The organism is Streptomyces sp. NPDC091287, from assembly GCF_044768525.1.
In the GTDB taxonomy this organism is placed as follows: Bacteria; Actinomycetota; Actinomycetes; order Streptomycetales; family Streptomycetaceae; genus Streptomyces.
In genome coordinates, this window is record NZ_JBIVUV010000014.1 from 136010 (window position 1) to 147663 (window position 11654).

14 protein-coding genes and 1 pseudogene are annotated in these 11654 nt (G+C 70.9%); 8 read left to right on the forward strand and 7 right to left on the reverse strand.

Annotated features, from left to right (window positions below; genetic code table 11):
• Positions 1 to 38: 38 nt before the first annotated feature.
• Positions 39 to 380: a hypothetical protein gene (locus ACIQRW_RS24080; RefSeq protein WP_403763874.1), complete on the reverse strand. Its 342-nt coding sequence runs from the start codon at positions 378 to 380 to the stop codon at positions 39 to 41.
• A 49-nt stretch (positions 381 to 429) separates the two neighbouring features.
• The gene (ctaD, locus tag ACIQRW_RS24085; protein WP_403764083.1) at positions 430 to 2103 is read right to left on the reverse strand and encodes a cytochrome c oxidase subunit I; all 1674 of its coding nucleotides are present in this window, start codon (positions 2101 to 2103) and stop codon (positions 430 to 432) included.
• Positions 2104 to 2636: 533 nt separating this feature from the next.
• On the opposite strand from ctaD, the pseudogene ACIQRW_RS24090 reads away from it, so the two are divergent.
• Positions 2637 to 3299: pseudogene (locus tag ACIQRW_RS24090) on the forward strand (NADPH-dependent F420 reductase); the annotation flags it as partial.
• A 90-nt stretch (positions 3300 to 3389) separates the two neighbouring features.
• Here the strand turns inward: ACIQRW_RS24090 and ACIQRW_RS24095 are convergent.
• The 3 genes from ACIQRW_RS24095 to ACIQRW_RS24105 are packed head-to-tail and all read right to left on the reverse strand — an operon-like array spanning position 3390 to position 5055.
• Positions 3390 to 3728 (reverse strand): Asp23/Gls24 family envelope stress response protein, encoded by a 339-nt coding sequence (locus ACIQRW_RS24095; protein ID WP_403763876.1) that lies wholly within the window; start codon positions 3726 to 3728, stop codon positions 3390 to 3392.
• Positions 3725 to 4477, reverse strand: a complete 753-nt coding sequence (locus ACIQRW_RS24100) for a hypothetical protein (RefSeq protein ID WP_403763878.1) — start codon at positions 4475 to 4477, stop codon at positions 3725 to 3727. Before ACIQRW_RS24100 ends, ACIQRW_RS24095 begins: the two co-directional genes overlap by 4 nt.
• Positions 4468 to 5055, reverse strand: a complete 588-nt coding sequence (locus ACIQRW_RS24105) for an RNA polymerase sigma factor (RefSeq protein ID WP_403763880.1) — start codon at positions 5053 to 5055, stop codon at positions 4468 to 4470. Before ACIQRW_RS24105 ends, ACIQRW_RS24100 begins: the two co-directional genes overlap by 10 nt.
• 294 nt (positions 5056 to 5349) lie before the next feature.
• Here ACIQRW_RS24105 and ACIQRW_RS24110 point away from each other — a divergent pair, with 294 nt between their 5' ends.
• The 5 genes from ACIQRW_RS24110 to ACIQRW_RS24130 all read left to right on the forward strand — a co-directional run bounded on the left by ACIQRW_RS24110 (position 5350) and on the right by ACIQRW_RS24130 (position 8456).
• Complete coding sequence (locus ACIQRW_RS24110) at positions 5350 to 5877, forward strand: Asp23/Gls24 family envelope stress response protein (RefSeq protein ID WP_403763882.1); 528 nt, start codon at positions 5350 to 5352, stop codon at positions 5875 to 5877.
• A gap of 4 nt (positions 5878 to 5881) precedes the next feature.
• A complete protein-coding gene (locus ACIQRW_RS24115; RefSeq protein WP_403763884.1) occupies positions 5882 to 6109 on the forward strand; it encodes a hypothetical protein in 228 nt (75 codons plus the stop codon).
• The gene (locus tag ACIQRW_RS24120; RefSeq protein WP_403763886.1) at positions 6106 to 7140 is read left to right on the forward strand and encodes a DUF6286 domain-containing protein; all 1035 of its coding nucleotides are present in this window, start codon (positions 6106 to 6108) and stop codon (positions 7138 to 7140) included. The genes ACIQRW_RS24115 and ACIQRW_RS24120 overlap by 4 nt, the downstream gene beginning before the upstream one ends.
• 4 nt (positions 7141 to 7144) lie before the next feature.
• Positions 7145 to 7735, forward strand: a complete 591-nt coding sequence (locus tag ACIQRW_RS24125; protein ID WP_403763888.1) for a hypothetical protein — start codon at positions 7145 to 7147, stop codon at positions 7733 to 7735.
• A 202-nt stretch (positions 7736 to 7937) separates the two neighbouring features.
• Complete coding sequence (locus ACIQRW_RS24130; protein WP_403763890.1) at positions 7938 to 8456, forward strand: SRPBCC family protein; 519 nt, start codon at positions 7938 to 7940, stop codon at positions 8454 to 8456.
• 57 nt (positions 8457 to 8513) lie between these two features.
• On the opposite strand, the gene ACIQRW_RS24135 is transcribed toward ACIQRW_RS24130, so the two are convergent.
• On the reverse strand, positions 8514 to 9356 hold the full coding sequence (locus tag ACIQRW_RS24135) for a pentapeptide repeat-containing protein (protein ID WP_403763892.1): 843 nt from the start codon (positions 9354 to 9356) through the stop codon (positions 8514 to 8516).
• Between the two features lie 169 nt (positions 9357 to 9525).
• Between ACIQRW_RS24135 and ACIQRW_RS24140 the strand changes: the two genes are divergently transcribed.
• Both ACIQRW_RS24140 and ACIQRW_RS24145 read left to right on the forward strand, forming a co-directional pair.
• Positions 9526 to 10020 (forward strand): hypothetical protein, encoded by a 495-nt coding sequence (locus ACIQRW_RS24140; protein ID WP_403763894.1) that lies wholly within the window; start codon positions 9526 to 9528, stop codon positions 10018 to 10020.
• Positions 10021 to 10085: 65 nt separating this feature from the next.
• Entirely contained in the window at positions 10086 to 10313 is a 228-nt protein-coding gene (locus tag ACIQRW_RS24145) for a hypothetical protein (RefSeq protein ID WP_047180342.1), read from the forward strand.
• A 45-nt stretch (positions 10314 to 10358) separates the two neighbouring features.
• Here ACIQRW_RS24145 and ACIQRW_RS24150 read toward each other — a convergent pair whose 3' ends face one another.
• Entirely contained in the window at positions 10359 to 11462 is a 1104-nt protein-coding gene (locus ACIQRW_RS24150; RefSeq protein ID WP_403763896.1) for an enoyl-CoA hydratase/isomerase family protein, read from the reverse strand.
• Between the last annotated feature and the right edge of the window lie 192 nt (positions 11463 to 11654).

Consider the following 11654-nt stretch of genomic DNA (forward strand, 5'->3'; position numbering starts at 1 on the left):
GCCGACCGGCCGCACCGGACCTCACCGGGCTCGCCGGCTCAGCGCAAGGTCAACATCAGCGCCGTGCCGACGCAGATCGCAGCCCCCACCGCGCCGGCCGAGACGGCGACGCAGCGGGCCCGGAGCCGGACGTAACGCCCGGTGTACTCCTCGCGCAGTTCGCCGGCGCGGTCCCGGATGTGGGTGAGCGACTCCCGAGAAGCGGCGACGCGTTCGGCGATGAACACCTGCTCGACGTCCTCACGCTGCGCTGTGGTCAACCAGGGCAACCGGTCGGTGAAGCGGCGCGCCTGTCGTCGCGCCCGCTCGACCTCGGCGTTCCACAGCAGAAAGCCTTCCAGTTGCGCCAGGCCCCGGGCGCAGTCCTTGTCGGGTTTCACCCCGCCCTCCTCTCCCACTCCGTCGCTTCGTCAAGGGCGTGGGTCGCATTCACTCGTGCCGGTCCCCCGGGGCGACGATCGTGGAGTCCTGGGGGCGGTTGGTGGCTTCCTCCAGAGAGCGGACCGCCGGGTGGTGCAGGTCGAACGCCGGGGATTCGGAACGGATCCGCGGCAGGGTGACGAAGTTGTGCCGGGGCGGCGGGCAGGAGGTGGCCCATTCCAGCGAACGGCCGTAGCCCCACGGGTCATCGACCTCGACCTTTCTGCCGTACTTGGCGGTCTTCCAGATGTTGTAGAAGAACGGCAGGATCGACAGGCCCAGCAGGAAGGAGGAAATGGTGGAGATCGTGTTCAGCGCGGTGAAGCCGTCGGCGTCGAGGTAGTCCGCGTAACGACGCGGCATTCCCTCGGCGCCGAGCCAGTGCTGAACGAGGAACGTTCCGTGAAATCCGACGAAGAGTGTCCAGAACGTCATCTTCCCGAGCCGTTCGTCCAGCATCTTCCCGGTGAACTTCGGCCACCAGAAGTGAAATCCGGCGAACATCGCGAACACCACGGTGCCGAATACCACGTAATGGAAGTGGGCGACGACGAAGTACGAGTCGGAGACATGGAAGTCCAGGGGCGGTGAGGCGAGAATGATCCCGGTCAGACCGCCGAACAGGAAGGTGACCAGGAAACCGACGGCCCAGAGCATCGGGGTCTCCATGGAGAGCGACCCCTTCCACATGGTGCCGATCCAGTTGAAGAATTTCACGCCTGTCGGCACGGCGATGAGGAAGGTCATGAAGGAGAAGAACGGCAGCAACACACCGCCCGTGACGAACATGTGGTGTGCCCACACGGTCGCGGACAGGCCCGCGATGGCGATGGTGGCCGCGACCAGGCCGATATAGCCGAAGACCGGCTTCCGGCTGAAGACCGGGAAGATCTCCGTGACGATGCCGAAGAACGGCAGGGCGATGATGTAGACCTCGGGGTGGCCGAAGAACCAGAACAGGTGCTGCCACAGCAGGGCGCCGCCGTTGGCCGCGTCGAAGACATGCGCACCGAACTTGCGGTCGGCCTCCAGCGCCAGCAGGGCCGCGGCGAGGACCGGGAAGGCCAACAGGACCAGAACACCGGTCAGCAGGACGTTCCAGGTGAAGATCGGCATACGGAACATCGTCATGCCGGGTGCGCGCATGCAGATGATCGTGGTGATGAAGTTGACCGAGCCGAGGATCGTGCCGAAGCCGGAGAAGGCCAGACCCATGATCCACATGTCGGCGCCGATACCCGGAGAGCGGACCGCGTCGTTGAGTGGGGCGTAGGCGAACCAGCCGAAGTCGGCCGCACCCTGCGGGGTGAGGAAGCCGGCCACCGCGATGAGCGAGCCGAAGAGGTACAGCCAGTACGCGAACATGTTCAGCCGGGGAAACGCCACGTCGGGCGCGCCGATCTGCAGCGGCATGATCCAGTTCGCGAATCCGGCGAACAGCGGCGTCGCGAACATCAGCAGCATGATCGTGCCGTGCATCGTGAACGCCTGGTTGAACTGCTCGTTCGAGATCAGCTGGATACCGGGCCGGGCCAGCTCGGCGCGCATCACCAGCGCCAGGAGCCCTCCCACGCAGAAGAACGCGAAGGAGGTGACGAGGTAGAGCGTGCCGATCGTCTTGTGGTCCGTGGTGGTCATCCACTTGATGACCACGTTGCCCGGTTCGCCGCGCCGTACCGGCATTTCGTCCTGGTCGGCGGTATCGGTCTCCACCGGTTGCGAGATGCCCCTCGTCGTCACTACGACGCTCCTTCGGTCGACGGCCCGTGTGGACTCGGCGACCAGAATGGACCCGCGGAGATCGGTGCGGTGGGACATACTTCCCCGTCCGGGGCGAGCGGCCGACAAGGACACTCAAATGGCCTAAGGGCTGTCCCGCAATTCCTGGTGGATCAGCACGCGGCGTCAGATGCGGTGCATCGCAAGGCGGAGGGACGTCCGCGTACTGGATGTATGGGGATGTTCCGACAACGCGGCGAGGTGCCGTAGCTGTCGTCGTGCGCCCGCCGGGAATTGCGGGGCAGGCCTTAGGGCGAACGCTCCATTCTCGGCCGGCGCAACCGAAACCGGGCGTCAACGTCCGGGTGCCGATCGGATATTCCCTCGCGGGCAGGGAATAGCTTCTCCAGCACCGGAGTTGGTGAACCGACAGCAGCACTTCTCTCCTCCCCACTCCTGTCCACTCTTCTCCACTCGGCAAGCTTCGGAAGGTCGGATCCATGAAGATCGGCATCATCGGCGCGGGCAACATCGGCGGCAACCTGACGCGACGTCTCACCGCCCTCGGGCATGAGGTCGCGGTCGCCAACTCCCGCGGCCCCGAGACGCTCACCGCCCTCGCCGAAGAGACCGGGGCGAAGCCGGTGCCCGCGTCGGAGGCCGCGCGGGGCGCCCAGGTGGTCGTCGTCACCGTGCCACTGAAGGCCGTGCCCGACCTGCCCGCCGGATTCCTCGACGGTGCGGCGGAGGGCGCCGCGGTCATCGACACGGGCAACTACTACCCGCAGCAGCGCGACGGCCGCATCGCCGCCATCGAGGACGGGCTGACCGAGAGCCGGTGGACGGAGCGGCAGATCGGTCACCCCGTGATCAAGGCGTTCAACGGCACGTACGCCCAGGACATTCTGGACCGGGGCCGCCCGCAGGGCGCTCCGGGCCGGCAGGCGCTCCCTGTGGCCGGAGACGACCCGCAGGCCAAGCAGGCGGTCCGCGACCTCATCGACGAGTTGGGCTTCGACACGGTCGACAGCGGCGGCCTGGACGAATCCTGGCGCCAGCAGCCCGGCACGCCGGTGTACGGCAGCCAGGGCGACGTCGACGCCATCGTGAAGGCCCTCTCGGAAGCCTCGCAGGAGCGCACCGCGGAGTGGCGCGCCTGATACCGGGCGTCACGCCGGTGGGACGACCGAGCGACCACTCCGGCCGGGCGGGGGGCGGGGGTACCCGCCCGGCCGGAGTGCCGACCTCCCTCAGACGACGCCCGTCACAGTGACCCGCAGCGAGACCACCGGCTCCTCCGGCAGCACGGCGACGACCGCGGCCTGTACGGCCCTGGTGACGTCGAGCGCCCGGTGACCGCGGCACAGGACGAACCGGATGTCGATGTGCCAGCCGTCGCCCTCGTCCCGGCCGACCCGCACTCCCGGTGTCCTGTTCCCGGTCAGTGGGGCGCGGCGCGGGGTGCGCTCGGCGATCCGGGTGCGTAGCAGGTCGGCCATGCCGGGGCGCAGGAACGCGACGCCCTGCACCCCGCGAGCGGCCTCGGCGGCAGCCCCGGCCATCCGGTCCCGGCGTGTGTCCGCGGTCATCGCGCTGCTCCCGTCCCGTGTCCGTCGGCCCGGCCGTCCGCGTGACCGCCGATGACCGTACCGTCGTCTCCGTCTCCGTCGGCGTCGCTGTACACACGGTGGCCGACGTCCTCGTAGAAGACGTCGAGAGTGTCGACCGTGTCGAGGATGTCGACAACGAGAACGTCGGTGGTCGCGAGGCGGATACCGATGTCCCGGTCGGCGACCTCGGCGACCCGTGCGCGCACGGCGTCGGCCAGGTCCCGCATGGGCAGGCCGAGGCTCGCCGCCACCTCGACCCGAATGTGCAGCTCTCCGGTGGGGTCCGCCGGGTCGAGTGGGGCGATGCGGCAGCTCCCGGCCCGCACCCCGGGCAGGCTGTCGATCGCCGCCCGCAGTATCCGTGCGACCGCGGACTCGACCATCCAGTGGTCCTCCCCCGGCTCTCCCAGCGGCAGTGGGCGTCCTGGGCGCAGTTCGAGCCGTACGAGGTCCATGACACGAGCCGTTATGGCCGTGGTGTCCGGTGTGCCGGGCTCCTGCTCACAGGTACGGCGTACCGCGTCGTCAAGGCCTGTGAGGTCGGCCAGGGCGGCCGAGCAGAAGGGGCATTCGGCGAAGTGGGGGTCCTCCGCCGAGCGGCCGGTGTCCCAGGCCTCCCAGACGTCGGTGAGCAGGCGCCCGCAACCTAGCCGCTCATCCTCCTCCTCGTATCGGCTCTCCTCGTGCCGGCTCTCCTCCGGCCGGTCCGGATTGGCGCTCATCGCCATGCGCTCATCGCCTCCGTCAAGGAGCGGCGGGCCCGGAAGACCCGGCCGCGGACCGCCTGCAGACTGATTCCGACCGTTCCCGCGATGCTCTCGTACGACAGTCCCTGCATCTCACGCAGCACCCAGCACACGCGCTGTTCGGGTGAGAGGCTCGCCATCGCCTCGGCCAGCGCGTCGACGGCCGCCCGCGACTCCACCGCACGGGCGGGGGACGCCTGGTACTCGGGGGCGGCCTGCTCGGGCACCGAGTCGAGGTCCGCCGCCGGTCTGCGGGCTCTGAGCCGGTTGAGGCAGCGGTTGGTGACGATGCGGTAGAGCCATGTGTGGAAGGAGGCATCCCGGCGGAACTCGGGGAGCTTTCGCCAGGCGCTCACGAAGGCGTCCTGTACGGCGTCCTCCGCGTCCGCCCGGTCGCCGAGAACCCGCGTCGCCAGTTGCAACATCACGGGGCCGTGCCTGCGCACGAGCACCTCGAAGGCCTGCTCGTCCCCCTCCCCCGCCCTCACGACCAGCAGTGCCTCGTCGGACGGTGCGGCGTCCGGCGCGCGCTCCGTCAGCTGATTCCCGTCGCCGGGCACGGACCAACTCCTTCCCCGCTCATTTCCACGACGCCTGCTCCTGCTTCTGTACGCGTCCGGCCCACGACCCTGCACGTGTCTCTCCACGTGCCCTCGTGACCGCTTCTCGTCGTTGGACACACCGCGAGGCCGAACGTCACGCACTCACGCAGCTTTGTCTGCACGGCACGGTGTGCAGCCGCCCCGCCGCCCCTGCTTCCGGGAAATATCCGCGAACCCGCGTGACGAATCAGCGCACAGCGTGTCCAACGAAATGTCAGGCAGAACGAGCCGAGCGAGACGCGAGGAGTTTCCATGACCACCATCCAGCCAGCAGCCACCACCGTTCCCCCCGCGGGAGCCGCTTCGCGGACGGGCACGACGAAGCAGAGCGGCTCCCCGGGCGGGACCACCACGGTCGGCAGCGGGGCCACCGGGGCGGCCGAGCCGGCGGCAACGCGAGGCCGCACCTCCATCGCGGACACCGTCGTCGTGAAGATCGCGGGGATGGCGGCCCGCGAAATCCCCGGCGTCCACGACATGGGCGGCGGGCTCTCCCGCACCCTGGGCGCGGTCCGCGACCGGGTGCCGGGCGGCCGGCCGAACGTCGGGCGGGGCGTCAAGGTCGAGGTGGGCGAGCGCCAGACCGCCATCGACCTGGACCTTGTCGTCGAGTACGGGGTCGCGATCACCGATGTGGCGCACGACGTCCGCGAGAACGTCATCGCGGCGGTGGAGCGCACCACGGGCCTGGAGGTCGTCGAGGTCAATGTGACGGTCAACGACGTGCATCTGCCCGAGGACGACGACGAGGTCGCCTCGTCCGAGACGCGCGTGGCGTGACGGCGTGACGCGGAAGATGGACGCGTCCGGCCCGGCGGGCGGTGCGCCGGGCCGAGGTACTTACGGGGCAGCGGCGGGCATGGCGCTGGGGTTCGCGGGCTGGTTCGGCGGGTTCGGGGCCTTCCTCGTGGTCGCGTCGCTCGGCGCGGTGGGCTGGCTCGCCGGACACCTCGTGGACGGGGGCACCAGCCTGCGCGAGTTCCTGGACACGGTGGCGGGGCGGCGGCCATGACGGTCCCCGCCGCCGGGCGTGGTACGACGACGGTGGCTCCCCGCGCCGTCCGGCGGATCGCCGAGCGGGCGGCGGCCGAGGCGCTGCCCGACGGCGGCGCGGTGACCCGCGGTTCCGCTTCGGTGCGCGGCGCGTCCGCGCGAGTCACGGTCGGCATCCGGCTGCCGTATCCGATACGGGCGGATGAGGCGGCCGAGCGGATCCGGGAGCGGGCACGGACCCGGACGGCGGCCCTGACGGGCCTGTCCGTACCGCACGCGGACATCCGGATCGATGCGCTCTCGGTGATTCCGCTGCCGCCCGACCGGAATCCCTCGGACGATGCGCCCTCCGGGGCAGACGATGCGGCGCAGGGGGCGGAGCACACCGTACGGCGCGGTGGCCCGGGCCGCCGGATCCGGGCCCAGCGCCGGATCCCCGCGGCGCTGACGGCGGCCGTCGGAGCCACCGGCTGTGCGCTGCTCCTGGTGGACGTCGTCACGGTGCGGCTCGGCGGCACGCCCGCCGCCTGGCGGACCTGGCTGGTCGACTGGGCGTCGACGCACGGCCCGGCGGACACGGCGGTCAGGGTCGGCGGGGTGCTGGCCGCGCTGACCGGCGCATGGCTGCTGGGGTGCGCCCTGCTCCCGGGGCACCGGCGCGGACTGACGATGGCCGCGCCCGCGCCGCGGCTGCGAGCGGCGCTCGACCGTTCGGCCGCCGCCCGGGTCGTCCAGGACCGGACCGCCGCCGTAGCCGGAGTTGTTCGGGTCCGGGTGAGTGTGCGGCGGCGACGCGTAAAGGTGCTGGCAGAGGTGGGCTACGGCGGCCCGGAGCAGGTGCGGGCCGAAGTGGTCCGAGTCGTCGGAGCGGCCCTGCCGGAGCTGGGCCTGGCTCGGGCTCCCGCGCTGCGGGTCGGGATCCGGGTCCGGCGGGACCCGCACGGGCCGCCGCCGTCCATCGAGGAGCCGACAGAATCCGCAGCCGCTTCGACAACAGCGGCTCCCGCTCCCGCTCCGGCTCCGGCTCCGGCTGAACAGAGAGAGGTGTGAAGGGATGTCGGTGATCAGGCGTGGCGCGGTCAACCGGGCACTGCTCGGTGTCGCCGGGCTGGTGCTGGTGGTCTGCGGCGGCTGGCTGGCCGTGGGCGACGGTTCGGCGTGGGTCCCGGTGGTGGACCGCGTCCCGCACTGGTGGCCGGCACCCGCGCCGGACGGGGTGTTGCTGGACCGCGGATTGACGGCACGGCTCCGGGAGAAGAGTTGGTGGAGCCCTGCGCTGATCGCCGGGCTCGCCCTCGTTCTGGCGCTGCTGCTGTGGTGGTTGGCCCGTCAGGCACTGTCGTGCAGGTCGCGTTGGTCGGTGCTGCCACGGAGCGGGCCGGTACTGCGCGGGCGTGCGTGGGAACGGGCGATGACCACTCAGGTGGCGGCGTTCGACGACGTGGCGCGTGCCCGCGTGCGTCTGGTGGGCCGGCCACTGCGGGCGGTGGTGACGGTGGTCGTGGAGCCCGGGGCCCGGCCGGCACAGGTCGTGCGGTCCGTGGGCAGGGTCATCGCGGACGCCCGTGACAGCGGCGGCGTACGGAGCCTGTCGGCCGACATACGGGTCCGGGTCGCGAACCGCCGGGAGCGCCGGACGCGTTGAACCGCCGCGGCCCGTGTGCCGGGTCGCGCCACGGTGGTCCGGCCGCCGCCCACGGCTGTGCGTGGCTGCACTCCGGAACTGCTCCCACCCGCACCCCCACAGAATCTACTCACGAGTAAGGTATGGGCTCCGGGATGTCGGCCCACGGCCCGTACGGCACCCGGGGGTGGCCCGTCAACGGCCGTGGACAAGGAGTCTCACCGTGCCCCGCACCATGTCCGTAGCAGACAGCATCGTCATCGACGCCAGCCCGGCGCAGGTCTATGAACAGCTCAGCGACCCCACGGCGATGGGGCGTTGGAGCCCGGAGAACCGTGGCGCGACCGTGCACGGCGAGCGGCGTGGTGCGTACGTCGGCATGGTCTTCGAGGGCCGGAACAAGCGCGGTGCGGCGCGCTGGACGACACGGTGCACAGTGACGGCGGCCGACCCCGGCGAGCGCTTCGCCTTCCGGGTGCACGCGATCGGTCTGCGGCGCCCACTGCTCCCGGGGCCGATCGCCACGTGGGACTACCGTTTCGAGGCAGTGGACGGCATGACGCGGGTCACCGAGACCTGGACCGACGACCGGCGTCGCTGGCCTGACTTCCTCGCCAACGCGTTCGACCGCGTCGCGACGGGCGGAAAGACCTTCGCGCAGTTCCAGGGCGGCAACATCCGTACGACGCTGAAGCGTCTCAAGGCAGCCATGGAGGCGGACGTCCGGGGCACCGGAAGCTAGGCATGCCAGACGGTCAGGTGAACCAGGTGAACCAGGTGAGCCAGGTGAGCCAGGTGGTCAGGCGGCCCAGTGCGGAGGGCGGCTCAGGGATGTGGGAAGTGCTGTCTTCGCGTTGCCCTTGGCGGCGTTGAGCTGGGCCTGGGTGAGGAACAGGCTTCCCGTGAGGTCGGCGCCCGAGAGGTCGGCGTCACGGAAGTCCGCACCGATGAGGTCGGCCAGGCGGAGGTCGGCACCGGTGAGATCGGCGGCGATCAGATAGGCCCCACGGAGGTCCGCCGCGCGCAGGTCGGCTCCGCGCAGACGGGCCCCGATGAGGTCGGCACCGCGGTGGTTGCGCTTCTTGCGGCGGGGCGCGGCGGCACGGACGAGTTCGCTGGTGCGCAGAAGCAGCCCGGCGACCCGATCGCGGTGACCGGCGATGTCCAGTTCCGCGAAGTCGACGGCCGGCCGTGTGGTGTGCCGTTCCGTCTCTTCGAGGGCCCGGCGGATCTCGCCGTGCAGGGGACGCGCGTCCGGCAGAGTGAGGGCCTCGGTGAGATACCACAGCAGTTCGTGGAGCTGACGCATGATCGGAAACACCTGGAACATCTGCGCGGCGAGGTCGGGGGACGAACGCCAGTCACGGCCACCGTAGGTCACCTGGGAGACCTGCTGGCCGGCGCCGAAGCAGTCATACACGGTGCAGCCGGAGAAGCCCTTCGGCCGCAGCCGGGTGTGAATGCCACAGCGGAAGTCGTCCTGAAGGTTGGGACAGGGCCGCCCGGCGTCCTTGTCGATGGCGAAGTCCGCCGAGGCCGTCAGCGTGAGGGCGACGCAGCACAGGGCGAAACAGTTCGCGCAGTCCGCACGCAGGACCTCCCGTCCGTTGTCGGGCACGGCGGTCGGTTCGTTGTCGGGCACGGGCGGCGGGTCCTCGCGTGAATGGTGCTGCGGAAAGAACGGGTGCAGAGCACACGAGTCTACCGAGGGGCCGGGAGGCGACACTCCCGTCGGCAACTGCGGCTCCCCAGGGATACCGCCGGCCGCCGCCGGTGCAGACTGGGCACGGTACGGATCGCGAGGGGGACGCATGGGCACCGAGGAGAGCAACGGATTCGAGCCCGCGACCGGCGACGGCCCACCGGCCGCCGAACCCGGGGCGGCACGGGCCGCTTCGGTGCGGACCGCGTTCGAAGGGCTGCTGCAGATCCGTCGGCTCACCGGCGCCGGGCGGCCCGACCCCGTGGCCGCGCCGGCTCCGTGGGAAGTGAACCGCCCGGTCAGGGCGATCGCGTTGGTTCTGGAGAGGTCGGGGGCCACGCCTTCGGCCGTTGACCCGTCGGGACGCCGTGTGTCGGCCGGATACCGGGTGAGCGACGGAGAGTCGCCAGGTTCGGTACGGGTCGAGTGGACCGGACCGCCCGGCAGCGGCGCCGCTCATGACGAGGAGGAGGCGCTGGCCGGCTGCGCTTCGGCCTTGCGGGAACTGGGCTGGACGGTTCTGCTCTACCGAGGGCCCCGCAGACGGCGTTACCTGGAGGTGGAACCGCCGAGCGGGTTGCCCGGCGGGCGCGGCCCGGCCTGAGACGGCGTTGTCAGACCCATGGGGGATGCTTGACGGTCCGACAGCTCTGAGGAGGAGATGCTGAGATGGACAACGACGAGCTCGCCGCGGCGCAGGCGTACGTCCGGCTGCTGGAAGCCACCCGGGCAGCACTCGCGGACCCCGACGACGCACCGGTCTACCTGCCGCTGCTCACCTCTCCGATGCGGGAGGCCGACCATGCCCTGCGCAGCGCGGGGCTGACGGGCAACGAGGACCGGCTGTTCGCTCTCGTACGGGCACTGCAGCCGAGCCTCTCCGGCAGCGACAGATAGGCAAGGCGGAGGGGCCGGCGCAGGCCTGGCTCCCGCCGGTCCGTCCTATCCGGCCTGTCCCCCGTCGACGGGGGTGCGCGTGGGTCCCGGAGCGAGTCCGAGCTCCTGTTCGCCGGGGCCGAGCGGTGCGAAGAACCGGGCGACCTCCTGGTCGTCGACCTCGGCGAGGGAGCCCGGCTTCCACTGCGGTGCGTTGTCCTTGTCGATGATTCGGGCTCGCACCCCTTCCACGAAATCAGGGTGTTCGAACGCCCTGCTGGAGACACGGAACTCCTGGTCGAGAACGGCCTCCAGGCTGTCGAGCCGGGCTGCCCGGCGGACTGCGGCGAGCGTCACCTTGAGCGCGAGCGGCGACTTGGTCAGAAATTCGTCCGCCGCCGCCTCCGCCGCGGGAACACCGCTCTCACGCAGTCGGCGGAGGATCTCCTCCACGCTGTCCGCCGCGTAACAACCGTCGATCCAGTCGCGTTGCGCTGCGATCTCGCCGGCCGGCGGCTCCGTGGCGAACCGCTGCACGATGCCCGCCACCGACGGGTCCTGGCCGGCCGGCTCTCCCAGCGCCTCGGTCAGGGCAGGCAGGAGGCGGGCAGGGATGTGATGATCGGCCAGACCGCAGAGAACGGCGTCGGCCGCCCCGACGGATCGGCCGGTGAGCGCCAGATGGGTGCCCAGTTCGCCGGGGGCGGTGGCCAGCAGGCGGGTGCCCCCGACATCGGGCACGAAGCCGATCGCGGTCTCGGGCATGGCGACGCGTGAGCGTTCGGTGACGACACGGATTCCGGAGTGTGCGGACACTCCGACTCCTCCGCCCATCACGATGCCGTCCATCAGTGCGACGTACGGTTTGGGGAATCGGGCGATGCGGGCATTGAGGCGGTACTCGTCACGCCAGAACTCCAGGGACGCACGTCCCGAGGCCCGTGCGTCGTCGTGCAGGGCGCGAATGTCGCCACCGGCGCACAGGCCCCGGTCGCCGGCGCCGGACAGCAGGACCGACGCGATCGATTCGTCCTGCTCGGCGCGGGACAGGGCCTCGTCGAGCAGCCGCACCATGGTGTGGCTGAGAGCGTTGAGCGCCCGGGGGCGGTTCAGTGTGAGGTGCAGGCATGTGCCCCTCTTCTCCAGCAGGACGGGACGGTCGTCGTTCATGCGTGCGCTCCGCTCGCTGAGCTCGTGGACACGTGGGACGCCCTCCATGGTCGCTGACGGCCTTCGGCTGCCGCCCCGCGCCCCCCGGACCGGGCTGGATGCGGGTATGCGGGCGCGTGGGGCGCGGGCGTAAGGGTTCGCGGGCGAGCCGCTGTGGCACTCCCATGGATGCGGCTCGACAATTGAGGCCTA

Coding starts and splice junctions, on each gene's coding strand:
- ACIQRW_RS24120 (WP_403763886.1), top strand. CDS start 6,106: ATGACGGTCCCCGCCGCCGGGCGTGGTACGACGACGGTGGCTCCCCGC.
- ctaD (WP_403764083.1), bottom strand. CDS start 2,103: ATGCCGGTACGGCGCGGCGAACCGGGCAACGTGGTCATCAAGTGGATG.
- ACIQRW_RS24095 (WP_403763876.1), bottom strand. CDS start 3,728: ATGACCGCGGACACACGCCGGGACCGGATGGCCGGGGCTGCCGCCGAG.
- ACIQRW_RS24150 (WP_403763896.1), bottom strand. CDS start 11,462: ATGAACGACGACCGTCCCGTCCTGCTGGAGAAGAGGGGCACATGCCTG.
- ACIQRW_RS24125 (WP_403763888.1), top strand. CDS start 7,145: ATGTCGGTGATCAGGCGTGGCGCGGTCAACCGGGCACTGCTCGGTGTC.
- ACIQRW_RS24140 (WP_403763894.1), top strand. CDS start 9,526: ATGGGCACCGAGGAGAGCAACGGATTCGAGCCCGCGACCGGCGACGGC.
- ACIQRW_RS24145 (WP_047180342.1), top strand. CDS start 10,086: ATGGACAACGACGAGCTCGCCGCGGCGCAGGCGTACGTCCGGCTGCTG.
- ACIQRW_RS24100 (WP_403763878.1), bottom strand. CDS start 4,477: ATGGCGATGAGCGCCAATCCGGACCGGCCGGAGGAGAGCCGGCACGAG.
- ACIQRW_RS24110 (WP_403763882.1), top strand. CDS start 5,350: ATGACCACCATCCAGCCAGCAGCCACCACCGTTCCCCCCGCGGGAGCC.